The sequence below is a fragment of the Erwinia sp. S38 genome (assembly GCF_016624545.1).
Lineage (GTDB): Bacteria > Pseudomonadota > Gammaproteobacteria > Enterobacterales > Enterobacteriaceae > Erwinia > Erwinia coffeiphila.
Genome location: NZ_JACVTS010000006.1, coordinates 201,787 through 226,266 on the forward strand (window position 1 = coordinate 201,787; position 24,480 = coordinate 226,266).

The following is a 24,480-nucleotide window of genomic DNA, read 5'->3' on the forward strand; positions in this document are numbered from 1 at the left end:
AAAACCCAATCCGATTAAAATAAGAAAGGAATTAATAATGAAATTTAATCATTATCTCTGTAGTCTATTCCTGTTTTCCGTTCCGGCTCTTTCTGCAATCACCGTGGATACGCCGGAAGGCAGCCTGAAGTTTTATGGCGACGTGGAGTTTAACGTGGATGCCGCGAGTAAGACCGGCCAGTTAACGTCGCTGCGTACGAATTCAGGCAATAACTGGAACGCCGGAAATACCGAGCGCTGGGACGTCAATGGCCGTATTTTACTCGGCGTGGACGGCTATCGCAGCGTGGCGAATAATAAATTTGCCGGATTCACCGTCCAGCCGCTGGCCGATCTCTCCGGCAATATGAATCTTGACGATGCCGCCTTCTTCTTCGGTCAGGAAAAAGACTGGAAGGTGAAAGTGGGGCGCTATGAAGCCTTCGATATGTTCCCGCTTAACCAGGATACGCTGATTGAGTATTCCGGTAATACGGCAAACAACCTCTACGACGACGGCTTCGGCTACATCTATATGATGAAAGAGGGCCGTGGCCGCAGCAGCGCCGGTGGCGCGATCCAGCTGAGCAAAACGAGCGGGCCGTTCTACTTTGAGCTGAACACCTTCGCCAGCGACGGCACCAAACTGTTCCAGGATCAGGCCTATCACGGCAACGCGCTGGAAAATAAAAAGAACGTCATCTATCTGCGTCCGATCGTTGCCTATACGGTAAATGACGTCACCGCCGCCATCGCCATGGAAACCAACGTGGTCAGCAATGCCTACGGCTACAATGATGCTAACGGCAACTTTAACGACCAGTCAAAACGCAACGGCTACGGTGCCACCTTCAGCTGGAACGGGCAAAAATCTAATCCGGACGATGGGGTAGTATTTAACCTCAGCACCGCCTATCTGGATGCCACCGACGAGAAAGACTTCAGCGCCGGAACCAACGCCCTGTGGCATGATTTTGAGCTGGGCTATATTTACGCGAAAAACGACGTGCAGAAATTTAATTTCGCTAATACCGACATCGTTAATGCCGATGAGGTTATTCTGGGTAAATATGATATTCACACCGTGCATGCCTCATACCGTATTCGCAACGTGATGGAAATGGATAACTTCGATGTTTATTTAGGCGCCTACTGGTCCCGACTGAGCATGGATAACGAGCAGGGTGACGATAAAGATCGCTACGGCGCTCGCGTAAGATTTAAATATCACTTCTAATTAAAATAACCGCTTTCCCGTGCGCGCTGTTTATCAGTGCAGGACGCTTGCTGCCTGAATAACGGTGACGCACGGGGATGTATTTCACAGCAGGGGGCATTATGCATTATCTCGGTCTGGATATTGGCGGCACCAAAATGGCGGCGGTGGTGATGAATGCCACGGGCGAGGAAATAGCCCGCTACCGACGTACAACAGTAAAAATCGACTATCCGGCATTTATTGATGAGCTGTGCGATTTCGTGGCGGAAATACGTGTGCAGAGCCAGCAGCCATTATCGATGGGTATTGCACTACCCGGCGGTATTTCCCCCGCCAGTGGCAAAATCAAAAACTCCAATATTCTGGTGCTTAACGGCCAGGATCTGAAAACCGATCTGGAGCAGCGTCTGGATACTGCGGTGGTGATTGCCAACGATGCTAACTGCTTTGCACTGTCGGAAGCCTGCGATGGTGCAGGAAAGGGCGCAGAGGTGGTATTCGGCATCACCCTTGGCACCGGCTGCGGCGGCGGAATGTCGGTGAAGCAACAGATATTTACCGGAGCGTGGGGCAACGCGGCGGAGTGCGGTCATATCACCCTGCCGGACTACGCTGAACGGCAGGATGGCCCGCTGGCCATCTGCTACTGCGGCAGGCAGAACTGCGTGGAGTCATTTGTTTCCGGCACCGGGCTGGCGGAGCGTTACTTCCGGCTGAGCGGCGAGCCGCGTACGGCCCCGGAGATTATCCGGCTGGCGCAGCAGGGCGATCCGCAGGCGTTACAGCAGATAGCACGCTTCAAAAGCCAGCTGGCGCGGCTGCTGGCGACGATCGTTAATATCGTCGATCCGAACATCATTGTGATTGGCGGCGGGCTGTCGAATGAGCCGCTGCTGCTGGAGGGGCTGGCGGAAGCCACCGGCGAGCGGGTGTTTACCGACCGGTTCCTCACTCCGATCGTGGTGGCGCAGCACGGCGACAGCAGCGGTATGCGCGGCGCGGCCTGGCTGGCTATTCGCTCGCAGACTGACCGTTCTTTTGCAGGCTGACGGTTCTCTTGCCGGACGGTTAATGGTTCACCGGCTGGCTGCTCGCTCGCGGCGGCGGCATAGCTTAGAACAATGACGAATTTGCGTTCGGACAGAAACAGGGTAGTGATAGCGTTTTACTCAGCAAAAGGAGCACGCGGTGAGTCACGGAAACCTGGCAATGCTGGCCGCAGATTTACCCGCCGTCTGGCGGTCAACCCTCCTCGGCAGCGTCGGCAATGCCAATATCAAACTGATCAAAATGGGCGGCGAGGGGATTCCTGAAGAATCCCACGCCGAATTTGATGAACTGCTGGTGGTTATCGACGGTGAAATGCCGCTTATCGTCGGGGATAAGACCGTCTTGCTCAGCGCCGGCGACTATTATCTGATCCCGGCAGGAGCAACACATCGGGTGCCGCCGGGCAGCTATGGCACGTTGCTGCTGGTAGACAGGGAGTAACATGCCGGATGCCGGATCTCAGTATCCGGCTAACAGCTCACGCCTTGCCGCTTCAGCCAGAAAGTGGCTGCGATCGCGGTAATTCTCTAATTTTCCCCATCTTTATCTTTCCCCGTACTAAAACAACGGCAAACATGCCTTGCTCCATCACGGACATATCTCCGTCAGCCGAGGGCGAATCTCCAATAGCAATTGCTCTTTTTGTGATCCAGATTGTAGTACAATTTTAATGATTAGTACTACAATCTGGCGCATGATAAGGCGAACACGATCACGTTTGTACTGCAATCGTGAGGGAAAAACGGGCATTCAGGGTAAAGTAACTCGGGACAACGACTCAAAGGACACACCATGACCCTGAATAAAACCGACCGCCTGATTGTGGAACTGGGCCGACAGATCGTCGGCGGAAAGTATGTGCCAGGTGCATCGCTACCGGCAGAGGCCGAGCTGTGTGAAGAGTTTGAAACCTCACGCAACATCATTCGCGAAGTGTTCCGTTCGCTGATGGCGAAACGGCTGATTGAAGTGAAGCGCTATCGCGGCGCCTACGTGGCACCGCGCAACCAGTGGAACTATCTCGATACAGATGTATTGCAGTGGGTGCTGGAACAGGACTACGACCCGCGACTGATTGGCGCGATGAGCGAAGTGCGAAACCTGGTAGAGCCCTCTATTGCCCGCTGGGCGGCGGAGAGAGCCACTTCCAGCGACCTGGCTCAAATCGAACTGGCGCTCAATGAGATGATCGCCAACAACCAGGATCGGGATGCATTTAATGAAGCGGATATTCGCTATCACGAAGCGGTACTCGCCGCCGTACACAACCCGGTGCTACAGCAGCTGGGTGTGGCCATCAGTTCGCTACAGCGGGCCGTATTTGAACGTACCTGGATGGGCGATGAGGCCAATATGCCAAAAACGCTCCAGGAACATAAAACACTGTTTGATGCCATTCGCCATCAGGACAGCGATGCGGCAGAACAGGCGGCGCTGACGATGATCGCCAGCTCAACACGAAGGCTAAAGGAAATTACATGACATCTCGCTACATCGCCATTGACTGGGGTTCGACCAACCTGCGTGCCTGGCTCTGCCAGAACGGCACAGCAACACAAAGCAGGCATTCGCAACAGGGCATTACGCGCCTGAATGGTCAAACCCCGCAGGCGGTGTTAGCGGAGTTGACCCACGGTTGGTGCGACAGAGACACGCCGATAATCATGGCGGGCATGGTCGGGAGCAACGTCGGCTGGAAAGAGGCTCCCTATCTGCCTTTACCGGTGACGCTTAACGGTATCGGGGAACGGTTAACCCACGTTACCGGCCCGGTGTGGATCGTTCCCGGTCTGAGCGTCAACCGTAGCGACAACCATAACGTCATGCGCGGGGAAGAAACGCAGCTTCTTGGCGCGTATCAGCTGGCCCCATCCTCTCTTTACGTCCTTCCGGGCACCCACAGTAAATGGGTACAGGCCGACAGCGACTGCATCAACGATTTTCGTACCCAGATGACCGGTGAACTGCACGATGTTCTGCTGCGCCATACGCTGGTGGGCGCGGGCCTGCCTCCGCAGGTCATCGCCCCGCAGGCTTTTAGCGAGGGGCTGACGCGTGGCCTGAACGATCCTGCCGTGCTGCCGACGCTGTTTGAAGTTCGCGCTGCGTACGTGCTTGGCGCACTGCCGCGCGAGCAGGTCAGCGAGTTTTTATCCGGCGTGCTGATCGGCGCCGAAGTGGCTGCGATGGCCACTCTGTACTCCGGCCAGCAGGCCATGACGCTGGTAGCGGGAGCGAATCTGGCCGCACGCTATCGGCAGGCGCTGGACGCCATCGGACGAAACGTCACGGTGGTAGAGGGCGACACGGCATTTCAGGCAGGAATAAGGAGCATCGCTTATGCAGTGGCAATCTGAACTACCGCTTATCGCTATATTGCGCGGTATCACGCCGGAAGAAGCGCCGGAGCATGTTGGGGCGGTGATCGAAGCCGGTTTTGACATGGTTGAAATTCCGCTGAATTCCCCGCGCTGGCAGCAAAGTCTCACCACTATCGTGGAGGAGTTTGGCAGCAGAGCGCGGGTGGGTGGAGGTACCGTACTTCAGCCGGAGCAGGTCGACGCACTGGCGGCGATAGGCTGCCGCCTGATCGTCACGCCGAATACGCATCCCGGGGTGATCTGCCGTGCGGTGGAACACGGCATGACGGTCTACCCCGGCTGTGCCACCGCCACCGAGGCTTTCACCGCGCTGGAGGCGGGCGCGCACGGGCTGAAAATTTTTCCGTCATCGGCGTTCGGTCCGGATTATATCAAGGCGCTGAAAGCGGTCCTGCCCCCCGACGTGCCCGTATTTGCCGTGGGTGGCGTTACGCCGGCAAATCTGGCGCAGTGGATCGGCGCGGGCTGCGCCGGTGCCGGGCTGGGTAGCGACCTGTATCGCGCCGGTCAGCCTGCGGCGCAGACCGCACGGCAGGCGGCGGCATTTGTTAAAGCGTATAGAGAGGCAGTGCAATGAAGATTACCAAAATCACGACCTGGCGTTTGCCCCCGCGATGGATGTTTCTGAAGATCGAAACGGATGAGGGCGTGGTGGGCTGGGGCGAACCGGTTATTGAAGGGCGTGCCCGCACGGTGGAAGCGGCCGTACACGAGTTGGGCGATTACCTGATTGGTCAGGACCCGGCACGCATTAACGATTTGTGGCAGGTGATGTATCGCGCGGGGTTTTATCGCGGCGGCCCGATCCTGATGAGTGCGATTGCCGGCATTGACCAGGCCCTGTGGGATATCAAAGGCAAAGTACTGAATGCGCCGGTCTGGCAGCTGTTGGGCGGGCAGGTGCGCGACAAAATGAAAGCCTACAGCTGGGTGGGCGGCGATCGCCCGGCGGATGTCATTGACGGCATCAATCGGCTACGTGCGATCGGTTTTGACACCTTTAAGCTGAACGGCTGTGAAGAGATGGGCATGATCGACAGCTCCCGCGCAGTGGATGCAGCGGTGAACACCGTAGCGCAAATTCGTGAAGCCTTCGGTAATCAGATTGAGTTTGGACTGGACTTCCACGGTCGGGTCAGCGCGCCGATGGCGAAAGTGCTGATTAAAGAACTGGAGCCATATCGCCCGCTATTTATTGAAGAACCGGTCCTGGCGGAGCAGGCAGAATATTATCCCCGGCTGGCGGCGCAGACCGCCATTCCGATTGCCGCCGGTGAACGCATGTATTCCCGCTTTGAGTTCAAGCGCGTGCTGGAAGCCGGCGGCCTGGCTATTTTGCAACCCGACCTGTCCCACGCGGGCGGTATTACCGAATGCGTTAAAATTGCCGCAATGGCTGAAGCCTATGACGTCTCGCTGGCTCCACACTGCCCGCTGGGTCCGATTGCCCTTGCTGCCTGTTTGCACGTTGACTTTGTTTCCTATAACGCCGTCTTCCAGGAGCAAAGTATGGGCATTCACTATAACCAGGGCGCCGAGCTCCTCGACTTTGTAAAAAACAAGGAGGACTTCGCGATGCAGGGCGGATTCTTTAAACCGTTAATGAAGCCGGGACTGGGTGTGGAAATTGATGAAGCCAAAGTCATTGAAATGAGTAAAACCGCTCCGGACTGGCGAAATCCACTCTGGCGTTTACAGGATGGCGTGGTTGCTGAATGGTAATAAAAAAATAAATATCCTTCCCTTTAATTTATTTAAGCAAGATCACCGTCCGCAATAAAACGGGAATAAAAATGAGCGAATATAGCAACGCTTTTGCAGAAATAATAAAGCGTAAAGACTGGCAGAACCTGGTTATTACCCATCTTAATCGATTACCTGCACATGCGCGGATGAACAGCTGGCGCAGTGAAAGTGATGCCCGCGATAATACCCCTTCACCCAACCGCCGCTGCCTCAACGGCCAGTGGGAATTTACCCTTTATAATAGCCCGGAGCAGGTTCCGGCCCGCTGGCTGGAATACAGCGATGAAACGGTAAATAAAACGCCAGTACCTTCTAACTGGCAGGTGCAGGGCTACGATGTTCCTATTTACACCAACGTCACTTATCCCATTAACACCACGCCGCCGCAGGTGCCGCAAAATAACCCGACGGGCTGCTATACCACTACCGTTGAAATAGACGAAAGCTTGCTGGCTGAGGGCGTCGTGAATATTATTTTTGACGGTGTGAACTCGGCGTTTCATTTATGGTGCAACGGCAACTGGGTGGGCTATTCACAGGACAGCCGACTGCCGGCGGAGTTTTCTCTGAATCAGTGGGCGAAGCCGGGTAAAAACCGGCTCTGCGTGATGGTAATGCGCTGGAGCGTGGGCACCTGGCTGGAAGACCAGGACATGTGGCGGATGAGCGGAATTTTCCGCCCGGTTTGGTTACAGCATCGGCCCGCCGCTCATCTTGCCGATGTGATCATCAGCCCGCATCTTAACGAGGATTTCGATAGAGGCTACCTGCACATTCAGGCCACGCTGGGCGGCGATGTTAGCGAACCCGAAGCCTGGGCGGTAAAGCTGACGCTCTGGCAGGGCGAACAGGTCTGCGTGCAAAAAACCGTTCCCTTTGGCACGCAAAAAATTGATGCCCGCGGTCCGTGGCGCGAGCGGTTGGACACCCGCCTGACGCTGGACAATCCGCAGTTGTGGAGTGCAGAGCAGCCACACCTCTACCGCCTGACGGCCACGCTGCTGGACCCGAACGGTCAGGTCGTGGAGAGCGAAGCGTGGAATACCGGCTTTCGCCACGTGGAGATTGCTGACGGTCTGCTGAAAATCAACGGTAAGCCGCTGCTGGTTCGTGGCGTTAACCGGCATGAGCATGACCCGGCGCTGGGGCAGGCGGTGGATGACGCTTCAATGTTGCAGGATATCCTGCTGCTGAAGCAGAACAACTTTAACGCCGTACGCTGCTCGCATTACCCCAACCAGTCCCGCTGGTACGAACTCTGCGATGAATACGGCCTGTACGTGGTAGATGAAGCAAACATCGAAACCCAGGGGATGATCCCGATGCGGCGTCTGGCGGAAGATTCGGAATGGCTCCACGCCTTCTCCGCCAGGGTCACGCGGATGGTACACAGCAACCGCAACCACACCGCGATTATTATCTGGTCGCTGGGTAACGAATCCGGCATCGGCAGTTCGCACGAGGCGCTCTATCACTGGGTGAAGAAAAACGATCCGACGCGGCCCGTGCAGTATGAAGGCGGCGGTGCGGCTACGTCGTCGACCGATATTATCTGCCCGATGTATGCCCGGGTCGATCAGGACCAGCCTTTCCCGGCGGTGCCGAAATGGGCCATCAAGAAATGGATTGGCCTGCCCGGCGAACAGCGGCCGCTGATCCTATGCGAATATACTCACGGCATGGGCAACAGTCTGGGCGGTATTGAAAAATACTGGCAGGCTTTCCGTCAGTATCCGCGCCTGCAGGGCGGTTTTCTCTGGGACTGGATGGATCAGGCGCTGATCCGCAAAGATGAAAGCGGCGTGCCGCATTACGCTTACGGCGGCGATTTTGGCGATACGCCGAACGACAAGCAGTTCTGCCTGAACGGGCTGTTGTTCCCAGACCGCACTCCACATCCGTCACTGCATGAGGTGAAGTACCTTCAGCAATATTTCCACTGTCGCCTGCTGAGCAGCCAGCCGCTGGAAATTGAAGTGGCCAGCGAATACCAGTTCCGCGCCAGCGATAATGAAACGTTGTTCTGGTCGGTTCAAAGTCGGGGCGTGGATGTGGCACAGGGAGAAATCACGCTGAATATCGCCGCGGAGGGCCACGTCCGACTGACGCTGCCCTGCGATATTTCAGACTTCAGTCAGCTAGCCGAACTGAGCTTAATGCTGGAAGTCCGCCAGCCGAACGCCACACCGTGGAGTGAAGCGGGGCACGTGGCTGCGTGGCAGCAGATCGCGCTGCCGTCCGACTGGCTGGCGCTGCCGCCGAGGATACGTGGTGATGTTCAGCTTAGCGAAGCGGGCGAGTGTTATTACGTCACCGCCGGCAGCCGTCGTTGGGCATTTAACCGCGTAGAGGGGCAGCTGACGCAGTGCTGGCTGGATGGCGAGCCGCAGCTGCTGACGCCGTTCCGCGATCAGTTTGTGCGTGCGCCGCTGGATAATGACATCGGCACCAGTGAGCTGGGCCAGGAGCAGCCGGATGCCTGGGCCGTGCGCTGGCGTACGGCCGGTCTGTACGACATGGAGAGCGAGTGCATCAGCTGCTCGGCACAGCAGTTGGAGGACAGCGTAGAAATCGTCGCCGATCTGCATTGGTGGGCCAATGGCAGGCTGGCGATTGCCAGTCGCTGGCACCTGCGGTTCGACGGAGAAGGCCAGCTGCATCTGACGGTGGAAGGCAGCCGTGCTGCATCACTGCCGCCGCTGGCGCGAATTGGCATAACCGCGCAGCTCGCGGATCGCCAGGCACCGGTATCCTGGCTGGGTAACGGTCCGTGGGAAAACTATCCCGACCGCGCCGCCTCCGCACGTTATTCCCGCTGGACCTTGCCGCTGGAGGCGATGACCACGCCCTACATTTTCCCCTGCGAAAATGGCCTGCGTACCCACACTCGGGAGCTGAGCTGGGGCGAGTTTTATCTGTGCGGGGAGTTTCATTTCTCCCTGCAGCGCTACAGTACCCGGCAGCTGAAGGCGGTCGATCACCGACATTTACTGCGCGAGGAACCCGGCGTTTGGGTCAATATCGACGCCCGCCATATGGGGATCGGCGGCGATGACTCATGGACCACCAATATCGTGCCGGAAGCGGATCAATTAACCGAAAAAAACTGGCGCTACAGCGTCACTATCGCGTTCTCACAACAACAATAATTATTATCCGATCGTAAAGGTGAACCTATGAACATCGGTACTCTGAACCCTGCTGAGAAAAAGAATTTTATTTCGTTCTTCCTCTTCTTTTTCTTTTACTACTTTATTATGTCCGCCTACTTTCCGTTCTTTCCGGTCTGGCTGGCGGACGTCAATCATCTGACCAAAACCGAAACCGGCATTGTCTTCTCCTGCGTGGCGTTCTTCGGCATTCTGTTCCAGTTTCTCTTCGGCTATATCACCGACAAGCTGGGGTTACGTAAACACCTGCTGTGGGTGATTGTTGCCGGGCTGGTCTGTTTCGCGCCGTTTTTCCTGCTGGTGTTTAAACCGCTGCTGGCGGAGAGCATCTATCTGGGCGGCGTCGTGGGGGGAATTTATCTGGGGTTTGTCTTTTCCGGCGGGTCCGGTGCGGTGGACGCCTATATTGAAAAGGTCAGCCGCGCCAATAACTTCGAATACGGCAAGGTGCGCACCTCCGGCTGCATTGGCTGGGCGGTGTGCGCCTCGTTGACCGGCATGCTGATGGGGGTTAACCCGGACATCATCTTCTGGATCTCCTCCGGCTTTGCGCTGATCCTGGCGGTGCTGCTGGTCATTACCCGCCCCGAGCCGGAATCAAAAGAGAAAATTATCGAGGTCACCGGTAAAAAAGGCGATATCTCCATTCCGGTTGCCCTCAGCCTGTTTAAGCTGCCGAGCTTCTGGGCCTTTTTAATCTACGTGCTGGGCGTGGCCAGTATCTATGATGTCTTCGACCAGCAGTTCGCTAACTTCTTTAAAAGCTTTTTTGCCGATCCGCAGCGTGGCAATCAGGTGTTTGGCTTTGTCACCACCGGCGGCGAGCTGCTGAACGCCTGCATCATGTTTATCGCGCCGTTTGTCGTGTGGAAGGTGGGGGCAAAAAAGGTGCTGCTGCTGGCCGGGACGATCATGACTATTCGTATTCTTGGTTCTTCGATTGCCACCACGCCGGTCGAAGTGGTGCTGTTGAAAACGCTGCATATGTTTGAGATGCCATTCCTGTATATCGGCACCTTTAAATACATCAACAAAGTCTTCGATCCGCGCCTTTCCGCGACTATTTATCTGGTCGGATTTAACGTGGCAAAACACGTTTCGGCGATATTTCTTTCCTCATACGTCGGGCAGATGTACGACACGATGGGCTTCCATAAGGCCTACCTGTTCCTTGGTTGCATCACCCTGAGCTTTACTGTGCTCTCTTTCTTCTTGCTGAAAGGAACCCCGCCGGAAGCGAGGACGGCAAAAGAGGAAACCGCCACCCGCGATACGCAGCATTCTTCACCTTAACGCGAGTGCAAAATGACACCGGGGCTATTATGCCGACGGTGTCATTATTACTGCTGATATAACAATAAATTGGCCGCTATTTCACTTCCGCCTGCTGTCCACCCTGCCGCGCCAGCGTGCGGGCGAGGATCGTTGAGTAGAGCGGCTGGCCGCCGAGGAACTGCGCCACCAGCGTGGCACCGAGGCAGGTGATAATCATCGGCAGAATCAGCTGATAGTTATTGGTCATCTCCAGCACCAGCACAATCCCGGTCAGCGGCGCGCGCACCGATGCGGCGAACAGCGCACCCATTCCGGCGATGGCGAACGTAGCGGGCTGGAGCGCATACAGTGGGAAAAACTGCGACATCGCCAGGCCGAAAGCGGTCCCCAGTACCGTTCCCAGGGCCAGCATCGGGGCGAAAATTCCGCCGGGTGCGCCGGAGGAAAAGCACAGCAGGGTGGTCAGCAGGCGCAGAACAAAAATCAGCAGCAGCATCTGTAACGAGAACGTACCCGAAGCAGCCTCGGGGATCAGCAGGTTACCGCCGCCGACGATGGCCGGAAACAGCAGCGTCATCACGCCGCAGGCACCGCCGAGGATCGCCCCGGTGACCACCACTCGCCAGATCCGGCGCTGATAAATCCGCGCGTAGAGATCCTGCATCACGAAAATCAGTTTGTTAAACAGCACTCCTACCGCGCCGAACAGCACGCCAAGCAGCAGATACAGCCACAGCGTCGGCACGGGTGCATCCGTCAGCTGGCCGACATCAATAATCGGCCGACCGCCGTTAAACAGCTGGAAGACGATGCTGGCCATAATCACGCCGATAAACACCGCCTTAATCGAAATCAGGTTGTAGCGGAACTGCGGGCGCATCTCTTCCAGGATAAACAAAATCCCGGCCAGCGGTGCGTTAAACGCTGCGGATAAGCCCGCAGCGGCACCGGTGGCCAGCAGCGAGTGGCGGGCTTCGCCGCTTTTCAGCCGGAACAGGTCAAACACCATGCGGCCAATATTGCCACCCAGCTGCACGGTTGGCCCCTCACGGCCCAGCACCATTCCGGCACCCAGCGTGCCCAGCCCGCCGAAAAATTTTACCGGGATCACCCGCCACCAGCGTACCGGGCGCAGTTCTTCCAGCGCACCTTCGATCTCCGGAATACCTGAACCACCGGCTTCCGGAGCGAACCGCCGGACCAGCCAGTATCCCACCGCCGCCAGCGCTGCCGAAACGGCGAAGGCACACAGGTACAGCTGCCAGCCCGGCAGCACGTCGGCGGTCAGGTTGACGGCGCGCCAGTGCTGAATCGCCTCTACGGTTCTGGCGAAAATTACCCCCACCAGACCGACCAGCGTGCCGACCACGGCGGCGGAAATCAGCACGGCGACCGGCGTTTTATCCCGATTGAGTAAGGCCCGAAACATCCGGTAGCGGGCGGGAGGCGACTGCGGCACATTGACGACGGAAGCGGGTTCGTGGCTCATGGTATGGGCAAGGTTGCTGAAAGATGCCCGGAATTCTAGACCCACATCCCGCGCGATACAAAGGTTACGCCCGGAACTTAATCAACCCGCTTTTCCAGTGCCGCAATCGCCTCCACGCGAGTTTGATGGCGTCCCCCTTCAAACTCCGCGTCCAGCCAGGCATCAACAATCATCTTTGCCAGCTCCAGCCCGACGACCCGCGAGCCGAATGCCAGCACGTTGGTGTCGTTATGCTGGCGCGACAGTCTGGCGGAGTAAGGTTCGCTGCATACCACCGCCCGAATGCCGGGAAATTTGTTGGCGGTAATCGAAATCCCCACCCCCGTCCCGCAAATCAGCAGCCCGGCCTGCGCCTCGCCGTCAATAATCCCCTGCGCCACGGCGCTGGCAAAGTGCGGGTAGTCGGTGCGTTCTGCACCCCAGGTTCCTTTATCGATAACCTCAATGCCTCGGCTTTGCAGGTGGGCAATAATGTCTTCTTTCAGGATAAAGCCAACGTGATCGCAGCCAAAAACGATCTTTTTCATACCCTTCCTCCTTACATGTTTACTTCACGGTTTGTTTGTATTTGTGATTAATTGCGTCTTTGTGCGCAAAAGTAGAGCAATAAAATCCCGTTTCGGCTCTGTTCTACACCGACGGTTCAGCGATTTCAACAGCGGTATAGTGAGTGGTTGGCGTTACTGTTTCCGCTATCAATACGGCCTTTTTTGCTAAGGCTATGAATTTTATTGTGAAGGTGTGATTGCAAAAAAAACGTTACTTCACAAAAAATAAAACTTTATGAATTTGGAAATATTGTGAAGTTGTTAGCATATTTCAAGCCGCGACTGTGGTGTTATAGTGTCGTCATCATTCATCAGGACAGAAGAGCGCGATGAGCCAGTCTGAATTTGAAAAAGAGCTTCCCCAGGGCATTGGGCTTGCCCCCTGGCTGCGGATGAAGCAGGAAGGCATGACCGACAATGAAAGCCGCATCGTTGACTGGCTGCTGCAGCCGGGCAATTTAAGCGATGCGCCGGCGATAAAAGACGTAGCAGAGGCGCTAACGGTATCGGAAGCGATGATCGTTAAAGTGGCGAAACTGCTGGGCTTCAGCGGTTTCCGCAACCTGCGCGCGGCGCTGATCGATTACTTTTCGCACTCGGAGCAGGTGCTTCCCGCCGAGCTGGCGTTTGATGAAGCGCCACAGGACGTGGTCAACAAGGTGTTTAACATCACCCTGCGCACCATTATGGAAGGGCAATCGATCGTTAACGTTGACGAAATCCACCGTGCGGCACGCTTCTTCTATCAGGCGAAGCAGCGTGATTTGTACGGCGTCGGCGGGTCGAACGCCATCTGTGCCGATATCCAGCACAAGTTTTTACGCATCGGTGTGCGCTGCCAGGCCTATCAGGACGCACACATTATGATGATGTCTGCCTCGCTGCTGAAAGAGGGCGACGTGGTGCTGGTGGTTTCCCATTCCGGGCGCACCAACGATTTGAAATCCGCCGTGGAGCTGGCAAAAAAGAACGGGGCGAAAATTATCTGCATTACGCATAGCTATCATTCCCCGATTGCCAAGCTGGCGGATTATATTATTTGCTCACCCGCGCCGGAAACGCCGCTATTAGGGCGCAACGCTTCCGCGCGGATATTACAGCTTACCTTACTGGATGCGTTATTTGTTTCCGTCGCCCAGCAGAATATTGAACAGGCAACACTGAATATGCAAAAGACCGGCGCAATTGTGGATTTCTTTTCCCCCGGCGCGCTGAAGTAATCATATAAGCCCGTTCCGCAAGGAAACGGGCAACCCGTACCCCTACAATGAGACTCTTTCCATGAATAAATATCTGAAATTGTTCAGCGGCTGCGCTATGGGCTTAATGTTATCCGCTAATGTATTTGCCGCTGCCGACTATGCGGTCATATTAAAAACGCTATCGAATCCTTTTTGGGTTGATATGAAAAAAGGCATTGAGGAAGAAGCAAAAACGCTGGGCGTTAGCGTGGATATTTTTGCATCGGCCTCGGAAGGGGATTTTCAATCGCAGCTCCAGCTGTTTGAAGATTTGAGCAATAAAAAATATAAGGGCATTGCCTTTGCGCCGCTCTCCTCGGTGAATCTGGTGATGCCTGTCGCTCGCGCCTGGCAGAAAGGGATTTATCTGGTGAATATCGACGAAAAGATCGATATGGATAACCTGAAGAAAGCGGGCGGTAACGTTGAGGCATTTGTTACCACTGATAATGCGGCGGTGGGGGCCAAAGGGGCGGCCTTTATTATTGATAAGCTCGGTGCGGAAGGCGGAGAGGTGGCGATCATTGAAGGCAAAGCGGGTAACGCCTCCGGCGAGTCGCGCCGCAGCGGATCTACCGATGCGTTCAAAAAAGCGACGCAGATCAAGCTGGTTGCCAGCCAGCCCGCCGACTGGGACCGCATTAAGGCGCTGGACGTAGCGACGAACGTATTGCAGCGCAACCCCAACCTGAAAGCGTTCTACTGCGCCAACGACACGATGGCGATGGGCGTGGCGCAGGCGCTGGCGAATGCGGGCAAAACCGGTAAGGTACTGGTGGTCGGCACTGACGGCATCCCGGAAGCACGCAAAATGGTGGAGGCCGGGTTGATGACCGCCACCGTGGCGCAGAACCCGGCGGATATTGGCGCAACCGGGCTGAAGCTGATGGTGGATGCCGCTAAATCCGGTAAAGTCATCGCACTGGATAAAACGCCCGAATTTAAGCTGGTGGATTCCATTCTGGTAACGAAATAACCGTTATTTAATAAAAGGTCAGTGCTATGGTTGCGCCATATATATCGATGGCGGGGATCGGCAAATCCTTTGGTCCGGTTCACGCATTAAAATCCGTTGACTTAACGATATATCCTCACGAAATACATGCGCTGTTAGGGGAAAACGGCGCAGGTAAATCCACGCTGATGAAAGTACTGTCGGGAATACATGCGCCGACAAAAGGCACCATTACAATTAATGAAATAGATTACGACAGGCTCGATCATAAAATGGCGGCGAAGCTGGGTATCGGTATTATTTACCAGGAGCTGAGCGTGATTGATGAATTGACCGTGCTGGAGAATCTTTATATTGGCCGCCACCTGACCAAAAAAGTGTGCGGCGTGAATATCGTCGACTGGAAAGAGATGCGCGTTCGGGCGGCGATGATGCTGCTGCGCATCGGTTTAAAAGTCGATTTAGAAGAAAAGGTGGCAAACCTGTCCATCAGCCATAAGCAGATGCTGGAAATTGCCAAAACCCTAATGCTCGATGCCAAAGTCATCATCATGGACGAACCCACCTCGTCGCTGACCAATAAAGAGGTGGATTACCTGTTCCTGATTATGAATCAGCTGCGCAAAGAGGGGACGGCGATCGTCTATATCTCCCACAAGCTGGCGGAGATCCGGCGGATTTGCGATCGCTATACGGTAATGAAAGACGGCAGCAGCGTCTGTTCGGGCCGGGTCAGCGAGGTCAGCAATGACGACATCGTGCATCTGATGGTGGGGCGCGAGCTGCAAAACCGCTTTAACCGCATGAAAGAGAGCACCGGCAACGTCGAACGGGACACGGTGTTTGAGGTGAAAAACGTCACCAGCCGCGACCGCAAGAAAGTGCGGGATATCTCATTTAACGTCAGTCGTGGCGAAATCCTCGGCTTTGCCGGGCTGGTGGGGTCCGGGCGCACCGAGCTGATGGACTGCCTGTTTGGCGTGGACAAGCGCAGCAGCGGCGAAATTCGCCTCAACGGCAGGGACATTTCGCCGCGATCGCCGCTGGACGCGGTGAAAAAGGGCATGGCCTACATCACCGAAAGCCGCCGGGATAATGGCTTTTTCCCCAACTTCTCCATCGCGCAGAACATGGCCATCAGCCACAGCCTGAAGTCCGGCGGTTTTAAGGGGGCAATGGGGCTGTTTCGCGAAGCGGAGGAGCGCACCGTGGCGGAAGCACAGCGCCAGCTGCTGGCGCTGAAGTGCCACTCGGTGGCGCAGAACATCACCGAGCTTTCCGGCGGCAATCAGCAGAAGGTGCTGATCTCCAAGTGGCTGTGCTGCAATCCGGAGGTGATCATTTTTGACGAGCCCACGCGCGGCATCGATGTCGGCGCAAAGGCAGAAATCTACAAGGTGATGCGCGGGCTGGCCGACGAAGGCAAGGTCATCCTGATGGTGTCATCCGAGCTTCCTGAAATTATCGCCGTCTGCGACCGCATCGCCGTGTTCTGCGAAGGGCGGCTGACGCAAATTCTGACCAATCGCGACAACCTGAGCGAAGAGGAGATTATGGCATGGGCATTACCACAAGAGTGAAGGGCGATCTGGCAGAGAAAAAGCCGTTCAACTTCGCGCAGTTCTGGGACAAGTACGGCACCTTCTTTATTCTGGCGATTATCGTCGCCATCTTTGGCACGCTGTCGACGGAATATTTCCTGACCGCCAACAATATCACGCAGATCTTCGTGCAAAGTTCGGTGACGGTGCTGATCGGCATGGGTGAGTTCTTCGCGATCCTGGTGGCGGGTATCGACCTCTCGGTTGGGGCGATCCTCGCGCTCTCCGGCATGGTCACCGCCAAGCTGATGCTGGCGGGCGTCGATCCGGCGCTGGCGGCGCTGATTGGCGGCGTACTGGTCGGCGGCGCACTGGGAGCGATCAACGGCTGCCTGGTTAACTGGACGGGGCTGCATCCATTTATCATCACCCTCGGCACTAACGCTATTTTCCGCGGCATTACGCTGGTGATTTCTGACGCCAACTCGGTTTACGGCTTCTCCTTCGACTTCGTTAACTTCTTCGCCGCCAGCGTGCTGGGCATTCCCGTCCCGGTGATCTTCTCGCTGATTGTTGCCGTGCTGCTGTGGTTCCTGACCACCCGTATGCGGCTGGGGCGCAATATCTATGCCCTTGGCGGTAACAAGAACTCGGCGTTCTACTCCGGCATCGACGTCAAGTTTCACATTCTGGTGGTGTTTATTATCTCCGGCGTTTGTGCGGGGCTGGCGGGTGTGGTTTCTACCGCCCGTCTGGGCGCCGCCGAACCGCTGGCCGGTATGGGGTTTGAAACTTACGCCATCGCCAGCGCCATTATCGGCGGCACCAGCTTCTTCGGCGGTAAGGGGCGCATCTTCTCCGTGGTTATCGGCGGCCTGATAATCGGCACCATCAACAACGGGCTCAATATCCTGCAGGTACAAACCTATTACCAACTGGTGGTGATGGGCGGGCTGATTATTGCCGCCGTTGCCCTCGACAGACTGATTAGCAAGTAAGGAACGAACGATGAAAATCTCTCCCTCCCTGATGTGTATGGACCTGCTGAAATTTAAAGAGCAGATCGAGTTTATTGACCAGCATGCCGACTATTTTCATATCGACATCATGGACGGCCACTTTGTGCCTAATCTGACCCTGTCGCCGTTCTTTGTCGCCCAGGTGAAAAAGCTGGCGACTAAACCGCTGGACTGCCATCTGATGGTTACTCGTCCGCAGGACTACATCAGCCAGCTGGCGCAGGCAGGCGCGGATTTTATTACCCTGCATCCGGAAACTCTTAACGGCCAGGCGTTTCGCCTGATTGATGAAGTTCGCCGGCTGGGCATGAAGGTGGGGCTGATCCTCAACCCGGAAACGCCGGTTGAGGCGATGAAATACTACCTGCACAAAGCCGATAAGATCACCGTGATGACCGTCGACCCGGGCTTTGCCGGGCAGCCCTTTATCCCGGAAATGCTGGAGAAGATCGCCGAGCTGAAAAACCTGCGCGAGCGGGAAGGGCTGCATTACGAAATTGAAATCGACGGCTCCTGCAACCAGAACACTTATAAGCAACTGATGGCGGCGGGGGCCGACGTATTCATCGTGGGCAGCTCCGGCCTGTTTAATCACGCTGAAAATATTGACGACGCGTGGCTGCTGATGGCCAGCCAGATCCTGGCAGCGAAAAAAGAGGTGAAGCCCCATGCCTACACCGCGTGATGTGGTTGCCGGAGTGGATATGGGGGCGACTCATATCCGCTTCTGCCTGATGGCGGCCGAAGGGGCGGTGCTGCACTGTGAAAAACGGCGCACCTCGGAAGTGATTTCCTCCGGTGTTGCCGCAGGCGTTGCCGAACTGCTTCAGCGCCAACTCACTTTGCTGGAGGCGCGCTGCCGCGGCCTGGTGATGGGCTTTCCGGCGCTGGTGGGCAAGGACAAACGTACCATTATTTCCACGCCCAACCTGTCGCTGGCCACCGATGAACTGCTTAATCTTGCGGAAAAGCTGGAGGTGAAGCTGGGCTGCCCGGTGGAGTTTGCCCGCGATGTGAACCTGCAGCTCTCCTTTGACGTCGCGCAAAACGGCCTGATGCAGCAGCAGGTGCTGGCGGCCTATCTCGGCACCGGCATGGGTTTTGCCATCTGGCTGAACGGCGGACCCTACACCGGCGCGCACGGCGTAGCGGGTGAGCTGGGGCATATTCCGCTAGGGGATATGGCGCTGCGTTGCGCCTGCGGCAATCCGGGCTGCCTGGAGACCGTCTGCTCCGGCATTGCGTTGCAGCACTGGTATGAACGGCAGGCGCGCGATTATCCCATGGGTGAGATTTTTATCCACGCCGCCGATGACCCCTTTGTGCAGCAGCTGATTGCCCATGCGGCGCGGGCGATTGCTACCGGCATTAACCTGTTCGATCCGGATGCGGTGATCCTCGGCGGTGGGGTAATGGATATGGCCAACTTCCCCCGCACCGCGCTGATCGGGCAGACAAAGCAGCATCTGCGCCGCCCGTTGCCGTATCAGGCTGTGCGGTTTATCTCCGCGTCTTCCTCGGACTTCAACGGTGCGCAGGGCGCTGCCACCCTGGCGTGCGGGCGTTTTATTCCGCAGGTTCAGCACTCAACCGCTTTAAATTAGCTTACCTTGCACCAGGTCAATAATGCCTGAGGTAGCGGTTGTCCCGTTTGTATTTCGTTTTATATTACCGACGCGTTCCGAAGCTTACTGATGTTCATCTGCTTAAGGGAGAATTCCGGAACGACGAATCAGTTTTCACTGAATAAAAGGGATATAATATGAAGATACACTTCCTGGGATCGGCCGCGTCTGAAGGCATTCCCAATCCGTTCTGCCGCTGCAATCACTGCCAGCAGGCGAGACGCCTTAAAGGCAAAGATATCCGCACCCGTTCCTCCGCCATCATTGATGACGTCATGATGATTGATGTGGCGCCCGAGTTCAGCCAGCAGCTGCTGCGCGACGGGCTGGATGCGAACGGCATCACCGATCTGCTGTTCACCCACACCCACCCCGACCACTTTAACGTTGGCGATCTGTTCAGCCGCATGTAGGGCTACGGATTTGAGCTGGACCATCCGCTGGCGGTGTTCGGTAACGACCGGGCGATTAACGGCTGTGCGGCGGTGCTGCCCGGCTTTACCAAACAGCGTTTTGAGTTCAACTGCCTGCCGCCGTTTGTCACCGTCGAAAGCCACGGCTATCGGTTAACTCCGCTGCTGGCAAACCATGCCAAATGGGAGCTGTGCTACGTCTGGCTGATTGAAAAAGAGGGTAAAACGCTGTTCTACGGCCACGATTCCGGCTGGTTCCCGGAACAAACCTGGCAATGGCTGGCGGGTAAGTCGCTGGATCTGGTGGTGCTGGAATGCACTTACGGCTTTAACGGCAACGACCGCAGCGATAACCATATGAGTCTGGAAACGGTGTTCGCCGCTCAGCAGAAGCTGCGCGATATGCACTGCCTGCACGACGCCAGCCAGATGGTAGTTTCCCATATTTCCCACAGCGGCGGTCTGATGCACGAGGAGCTGGTGGCCGCCTGCCGCGAAAAAAACATAACCGTCGCGTACGACGGACTGATCGTTGAACTCACTCACGGAAGAGCGTAAATGGATTTAAATAAAACCCCCCGGCTGCTGATCATGATGTTTGTGCAGTACTTTATGCAGGGGGCATGGAACATGACCATGGGACTGGTTCTGAGCACTTACGGCATGGCGACGATTATCGGTTCATCGTATGCGCTGCTGGGCCTGGCGACCATCCTGTCGCCGCTGTTTATCGGCATGGTGGCAGACCGTTTTTTTGCCTCGCAGAAGGTGATGGCGATTTTGCATCTGATTAACGCCGCCGTGCTGCTGTGCGTGCCGCAGTTTATTGAGGCGCACAACACCGGTATGACCCTGCTGCTGATCTTCCTGGTAGGGTTGCTGTTTTATCCCACCACCGCGCTGGCGAACAGCATTAGCTTCAGCCATATCGACGGCGTGAAGTCCTTTCCGGTGATCCGCGTGTTCGGCACCTTCGGCTTTATGGCGGTGGGTTTTATCATCGGCCAGATGGGCTATTCCGGCGATACCACCACGTGGTACATCGCGTCGGCAACCGGGGTGCTGCTGGGGCTCTACTGCTTTACTCTGCCGGACACGCCGCCGAAGGCCAAAGGTCGTGCACTGACTGTGCGCGATCTGCTGTGCCTGGATGCGCTGGCGCTGTTCAAGGACCGTAACTTTTCCATCCTGATGCTCAGCATCTTTGTACTGATGGTGCCGAAAACCGCCTACTCGGCTTACATTCCGGTGTTCCTCAAGGCGCTGGGCTTTGATAACGCCGCTTCAATGATGCAGGTTGGCATCGCCTGCGAAGTGATCTTTATGTTCCTGCTGTCGTATTTCCTGCTGAAGGCGGGCTTCAAGGTGACGCTGATGATGGGGGCGGTGTGCTGGATTGTGCGCTCGCTGCTGTTCTCCCACGCGGCAATCGACGCCAGTATGATGTTTGTATTGATCGGTCTGATGCTACAGGGCTTCTGCTGGGATTTCTTCTTTACCGTCGGCGATATCTATGTGGACCGTAAAGCACCTCCTGAGATTCGCGCACAGGCGCAGGGGCTGCGGTTTATCGTTTCCAATGGTTTTGGCCTGCTTTTCGCGTCGACCCTGTGCGGGCAGATCTTTAACAGCACGGTGACCGGGGAGGGCGCGGAAGCGCTGCCGCAGTGGGAAAGCTTCTGGATCTACCCGGCGATTGTCGCGGTGGTGGTTTCCCTGTTCTTCTTTATCTTCTTCAGGGACGATTTGTCGCAGCGGAAAACCGCAGCGCCGCTGAACGCCGCCAATCCATAATCCTGCGTATTTCACCGGCCTGTAGAGCGTCTGACTCTGCAGGTCGGCTTCGTTGCCTGTAAGTATTCCATTCCGTGCCGGTCTGCCTGCTGCTTCTTTGACGATCCGCTGTGCCATTTCGCTGCCCTCTGGTGCGGACTTCGCATTCTGACGTCAATTCTCTGCCCGGTCCTGATTTCACGCAAATCTGCAAATTCTTGCTATGAAAAGCAGACCTGGTTTGGTGGAATTTTTTTTCTAATGTCGATATTTTTTGAAATGAAATTCTTGTCAGTGATGAAAATTTATGAAGCGGTTACCCGTAACGTTTTCAATAATATCCCCATATTTTATCGGTTTTGGTAAAAAAAACACGGTTAATCATGCGGTAATGGCGAATTCGTGTAATGAAATGTAAAGTCGAAAAATTGAATATTAATGAAACTAAAAGGTCATTTTGTGATTTAGGTAGAATTTTGGTTTCGATTTGAATGCTATGTTATCAGCAGGTAAAAAACGGAAGAGTGATGAATCTTGCTGAGATGATGAAATGGGGTCACCAACGCGTCTGACGCGATTGAGGCAGAAAGGAACCTGAATCGTTGTTGCGGACCTTCCCTAGGGGAAGCATACAGTCGAAGACCGAAACGGTCTGGAAGGCGGTATGAGCTAACGTGGGTGAAATATATTATCTCAACACGACCGTTAAAGATTGCGCGGAAAATTTATGATTTAAATTGAATAAGTAAAATGTATCAGGGGGAGTAACACTAAGTTTTATTATCGTGCCAGGTTGGTTATTTCGTATTTTTTAATTATTAAATAGAACCCTTTACCCTGCTTAAAAACGCCAGGAAAAATTTCATTTCCTCATAAATGAGGCGGTGAGGTATTACTTTATTAAATTTCCGGGGTTTGCGAGTCATTTAATGAAAGGATATGTATATGTCTTTATTGATGAATCTTAATACGCAACAACGAAAACGATTACATCAGATAACATTAGTAGCAACGTTCGGCGGCCTGCTGTTTGGCTATGATACCGGTGTTATTAATGGTGCCTTTTCTTCATTAAAAGAAAACATGGCTCTGACGCCGGACACCGAAGGTCTGGTGATGAGCGTCCTGCTGATTGGTGCTGCACTCGGCAGTGTCGGTGGCGGTAAGCTGGCTGACTTCTTCGGCCGCAGAAAGTACCTGATTTATCTCTCCTTTGTCTTCTTTATTGGCGCAATCTTATCCGCCGCCGCCCCGAACGTCACCAGCCTGCTTATTGCCCGATTTATCCTCGGTTTCGCCGTAGGGGGAGCCTCGGTAACTGCCCCAACCTTTATTTCGGAAGTCGCCCCAACGGAAATGCGCGGCAGGCTAACCGGGCTGAATGAAGTCGCGATTGTTATTGGCCAGCTGGCCGCCTTTGCGGTGAACGCGGTAATCGGCCTTATCTGGGGGCATTTGCCGGAGGTCTGGCGCTACATGCTGCTGGTACAGGCGCTGCCGTCCATTTTCCTGTTAATCGGTATGTGGCGTGCACCGGAAAGTCCGCGCTGGTTAATCAGTAAAAACCGCCGGGAAGAAGCGCTGGCGATTTTAAAACAGATCCGTCCTGAAGCACGCGCGGTGCAGGAATACCAGGACATCATCACCTTAATTGAGATTGAAAAAGAGAAGAAGCTGCACACGCAAAGCGCCACTTCGGTGATCTTCAGCACGCCGTGGATCATGAAACTGATTCTGGTGGGTATTGCCTGGGCCGCCCTGCAGCAAACCACCGGCGTTAACGTCATTATGTATTACGGCACGGAAATCCTGAAAACCGCCGGCTTCTCCGAAAAAATGTCGCTGATCTGTAACGTGCTGAACGGCGTCTTCTCCGTCGGCGGTATGATCTTTGGCGTAATGTATCTGGTTGACCGCTTCAAACGTAAAACGCTGATCGTCTACGGTTTTGCGCTGATGGCAACGCTGCACCTGATTATTGCCGGTGCCGACTACTTCCTGGTCGGAGATATGAAAGCCACCGTTATCTGGCTGCTGGGGGCGATCTTCGTTGGCGTCATGCAGGGCACCATGGGCTTCCTGACCTGGGTGGTACTGGCTGAACTGTTCCCGCTGAAAGTTCGCGGCCTGTCGATGGGTATTTCAGTCTTCTTTATGTGGGTGATGAACGCGATCGTCAGCTATCTGTTCCCGGTACTGCAGGCAAAACTGGGTCTGGGTCCTGTCTTCCTGATCTTCGCCGTTATTAACTATCTGGCCATTCTGTTCGTCGTCAAGGCACTTCCTGAAACCTCCAACAAATCGCTGGAGCAGCTGGAAGAAGAACTGTCTGCCGGAAACTGATAGCGTGATAGTGTGGATTCAATAAAAAGGAGGCGGACTATGATTGATATTATTACCGTTGAAAACCTGCATCTTGGACGGCAGGCAAAAAACAAAGCCGAAGTGTTAGAGATGGTCGGCAAAGAGTTTAAGGCTAAAGGGTATGTAAGCCAGGACTGCGTGGCTTTTCTGAATGAAAGGGAGCACCAGGTTTCGACTTTCCTCGGCAACGGCATCACCCTGCCGCATTTACCGAAGTCGGAAAATCATATCATCGTGAAAACCGGCATTGAGATTTTCCAGTTCCCGGATGGCGTGATCTGGGATCGGAATAACGTCATGTTTATTGCAATTGGCGTAATAGCCAAAGAAAAAGAGCACATCGATGTCCTGCGTGATGTGGCCTCAATCTTTAGCGATGAAATTATCTCAAATGCACTGTCATTAATTTCCAGTGAAAAAGATTTCCTGAGAATTCTTAACCGGAAATAATATCCTCACCCATAGGTACGAGAGTATCTATGGGTTTTCTTCCCTCAGCTCATGCCAATACCAATTAACGTATTCACCAGCCCTGCGGTCATCAGTACCACACCGGGTACCAGGAAGTTGAGATCTTTCTTGCTGTAAAATTGCGTCATTAAACCCAGCCCGACCGCAAACATCGGCAGGGAAATGATGGAAAATGTTGACATGCTGACTCCTTTCTCTATTGAGAATAATCCTATACTGAC

At 55.1% G+C, this 24,480-nt stretch carries 21 protein-coding genes and 1 pseudogene; 19 read left to right on the top strand and 3 right to left on the bottom strand.

Features of this window, described 5'->3' with window-relative positions; all coding sequences use genetic code 11:
• Positions 1 to 37 precede the first annotated feature (37 nt).
• The 9 genes from IBT46_RS09525 to IBT46_RS09565 all read left to right on the top strand — a co-directional run bounded on the left by IBT46_RS09525 (position 38) and on the right by IBT46_RS09565 (position 10,838).
• Positions 38 to 1,216, top strand: a complete 1,179-nt coding sequence (locus tag IBT46_RS09525; RefSeq protein WP_200545476.1) for a carbohydrate porin — start codon at positions 38 to 40, stop codon at positions 1,214 to 1,216.
• 101 nt (positions 1,217 to 1,317) lie between these two features.
• Positions 1,318 to 2,247: an ROK family protein gene (locus IBT46_RS09530; protein ID WP_200545477.1), complete on the top strand. Its 930-nt coding sequence runs from the start codon at positions 1,318 to 1,320 to the stop codon at positions 2,245 to 2,247.
• A gap of 139 nt (positions 2,248 to 2,386) precedes the next feature.
• Entirely contained in the window at positions 2,387 to 2,689 is a 303-nt protein-coding gene (locus tag IBT46_RS09535; RefSeq protein WP_370569427.1) for a cupin domain-containing protein, read from the top strand.
• A gap of 351 nt (positions 2,690 to 3,040) precedes the next feature.
• Complete coding sequence (gene dgoR, locus IBT46_RS09540; protein WP_200545478.1) at positions 3,041 to 3,730, top strand: D-galactonate utilization transcriptional regulator DgoR; 690 nt, start codon at positions 3,041 to 3,043, stop codon at positions 3,728 to 3,730.
• Positions 3,727 to 4,605 carry a 2-dehydro-3-deoxygalactonokinase gene (locus IBT46_RS09545; protein WP_200545479.1) on the top strand — a complete coding sequence of 293 codons (879 nt, stop codon included), beginning with the start codon at positions 3,727 to 3,729 and terminating at the stop codon, positions 4,603 to 4,605. Before dgoR ends, IBT46_RS09545 begins: the two co-directional genes overlap by 4 nt.
• Positions 4,589 to 5,206: a 2-dehydro-3-deoxy-6-phosphogalactonate aldolase gene (locus IBT46_RS09550; RefSeq protein ID WP_200545480.1), complete on the top strand. Its 618-nt coding sequence runs from the start codon at positions 4,589 to 4,591 to the stop codon at positions 5,204 to 5,206. The genes IBT46_RS09545 and IBT46_RS09550 overlap by 17 nt, the downstream gene beginning before the upstream one ends.
• The gene (gene dgoD, locus IBT46_RS09555) at positions 5,203 to 6,351 is read left to right on the top strand and encodes a galactonate dehydratase (protein ID WP_105590909.1); all 1,149 of its coding nucleotides are present in this window, start codon (positions 5,203 to 5,205) and stop codon (positions 6,349 to 6,351) included. The genes IBT46_RS09550 and dgoD overlap by 4 nt, the downstream gene beginning before the upstream one ends.
• A 71-nt stretch (positions 6,352 to 6,422) precedes the next feature.
• Positions 6,423 to 9,524 (top strand): beta-galactosidase, encoded by a 3,102-nt coding sequence (locus IBT46_RS09560; protein ID WP_200545481.1) that lies wholly within the window; start codon positions 6,423 to 6,425, stop codon positions 9,522 to 9,524.
• A gap of 27 nt (positions 9,525 to 9,551) precedes the next feature.
• On the top strand, positions 9,552 to 10,838 hold the full coding sequence (locus IBT46_RS09565; RefSeq protein ID WP_200545482.1) for an MFS transporter: 1,287 nt from the start codon (positions 9,552 to 9,554) through the stop codon (positions 10,836 to 10,838).
• 76 nt (positions 10,839 to 10,914) lie between these two features.
• Here IBT46_RS09565 and clcA read toward each other — a convergent pair whose 3' ends face one another.
• Positions 10,915 to 12,249: a H(+)/Cl(-) exchange transporter ClcA gene (clcA, locus tag IBT46_RS09570; RefSeq protein WP_200545526.1), complete on the bottom strand. Its 1,335-nt coding sequence runs from the start codon at positions 12,247 to 12,249 to the stop codon at positions 10,915 to 10,917.
• A 137-nt stretch (positions 12,250 to 12,386) separates the two neighbouring features.
• Positions 12,387 to 12,836: a bifunctional allose-6-phosphate isomerase/ribose-5-phosphate isomerase RpiB gene (gene rpiB / locus IBT46_RS09575; protein ID WP_200545483.1), complete on the bottom strand. Its 450-nt coding sequence runs from the start codon at positions 12,834 to 12,836 to the stop codon at positions 12,387 to 12,389.
• A 350-nt stretch (positions 12,837 to 13,186) separates the two neighbouring features.
• Here rpiB and alsR point away from each other — a divergent pair, with 350 nt between their 5' ends.
• From alsR to IBT46_RS09625, 10 genes and pseudogenes are all read left to right on the top strand, one after another.
• Complete coding sequence (gene alsR / locus IBT46_RS09580) at positions 13,187 to 14,077, top strand: D-allose utilization transcriptional regulator AlsR (RefSeq protein ID WP_200545484.1); 891 nt, start codon at positions 13,187 to 13,189, stop codon at positions 14,075 to 14,077.
• A 61-nt stretch (positions 14,078 to 14,138) separates the two neighbouring features.
• Positions 14,139 to 15,074: a D-allose transporter substrate-binding protein gene (gene alsB, locus IBT46_RS09585; protein ID WP_200545485.1), complete on the top strand. Its 936-nt coding sequence runs from the start codon at positions 14,139 to 14,141 to the stop codon at positions 15,072 to 15,074.
• Between the two features lie 26 nt (positions 15,075 to 15,100).
• Positions 15,101 to 16,633 (top strand): D-allose ABC transporter ATP-binding protein AlsA, encoded by a 1,533-nt coding sequence (gene alsA, locus IBT46_RS09590; protein ID WP_200545486.1) that lies wholly within the window; start codon positions 15,101 to 15,103, stop codon positions 16,631 to 16,633.
• Positions 16,612 to 17,592, top strand: a complete 981-nt coding sequence (alsC, locus tag IBT46_RS09595; RefSeq protein WP_200545487.1) for a D-allose ABC transporter permease — start codon at positions 16,612 to 16,614, stop codon at positions 17,590 to 17,592. The genes alsA and alsC overlap by 22 nt, the downstream gene beginning before the upstream one ends.
• Positions 17,593 to 17,602: 10 nt before the next feature.
• Entirely contained in the window at positions 17,603 to 18,298 is a 696-nt protein-coding gene (alsE, locus tag IBT46_RS09600; RefSeq protein WP_200545488.1) for a D-allulose 6-phosphate 3-epimerase, read from the top strand.
• On the top strand, positions 18,282 to 19,217 hold the full coding sequence (gene alsK / locus IBT46_RS09605) for an allose kinase (RefSeq protein ID WP_200545489.1): 936 nt from the start codon (positions 18,282 to 18,284) through the stop codon (positions 19,215 to 19,217). Before alsE ends, alsK begins: the two co-directional genes overlap by 17 nt.
• Before the next feature lie 158 nt (positions 19,218 to 19,375).
• Positions 19,376 to 20,209, top strand: a pseudogene (locus tag IBT46_RS27695) (MBL fold metallo-hydrolase).
• Complete coding sequence (locus tag IBT46_RS09615; RefSeq protein WP_200545490.1) at positions 20,210 to 21,445, top strand: MFS transporter; 1,236 nt, start codon at positions 20,210 to 20,212, stop codon at positions 21,443 to 21,445.
• 924 nt (positions 21,446 to 22,369) lie between these two features.
• Positions 22,370 to 23,767 carry a sugar porter family MFS transporter gene (locus IBT46_RS09620; protein WP_105590922.1) on the top strand — a complete coding sequence of 466 codons (1,398 nt, stop codon included), beginning with the start codon at positions 22,370 to 22,372 and terminating at the stop codon, positions 23,765 to 23,767.
• Positions 23,768 to 23,806: 39 nt separating this feature from the next.
• Positions 23,807 to 24,238 carry a PTS sugar transporter subunit IIA gene (locus IBT46_RS09625; protein ID WP_105590923.1) on the top strand — a complete coding sequence of 144 codons (432 nt, stop codon included), beginning with the start codon at positions 23,807 to 23,809 and terminating at the stop codon, positions 24,236 to 24,238.
• Between the two features lie 44 nt (positions 24,239 to 24,282).
• Here IBT46_RS09625 and IBT46_RS09630 read toward each other — a convergent pair whose 3' ends face one another.
• Positions 24,283 to 24,441 (bottom strand): hypothetical protein, encoded by a 159-nt coding sequence (locus tag IBT46_RS09630; RefSeq protein WP_172606527.1) that lies wholly within the window; start codon positions 24,439 to 24,441, stop codon positions 24,283 to 24,285.
• Positions 24,442 to 24,480: the final 39 nt, after the last annotated feature.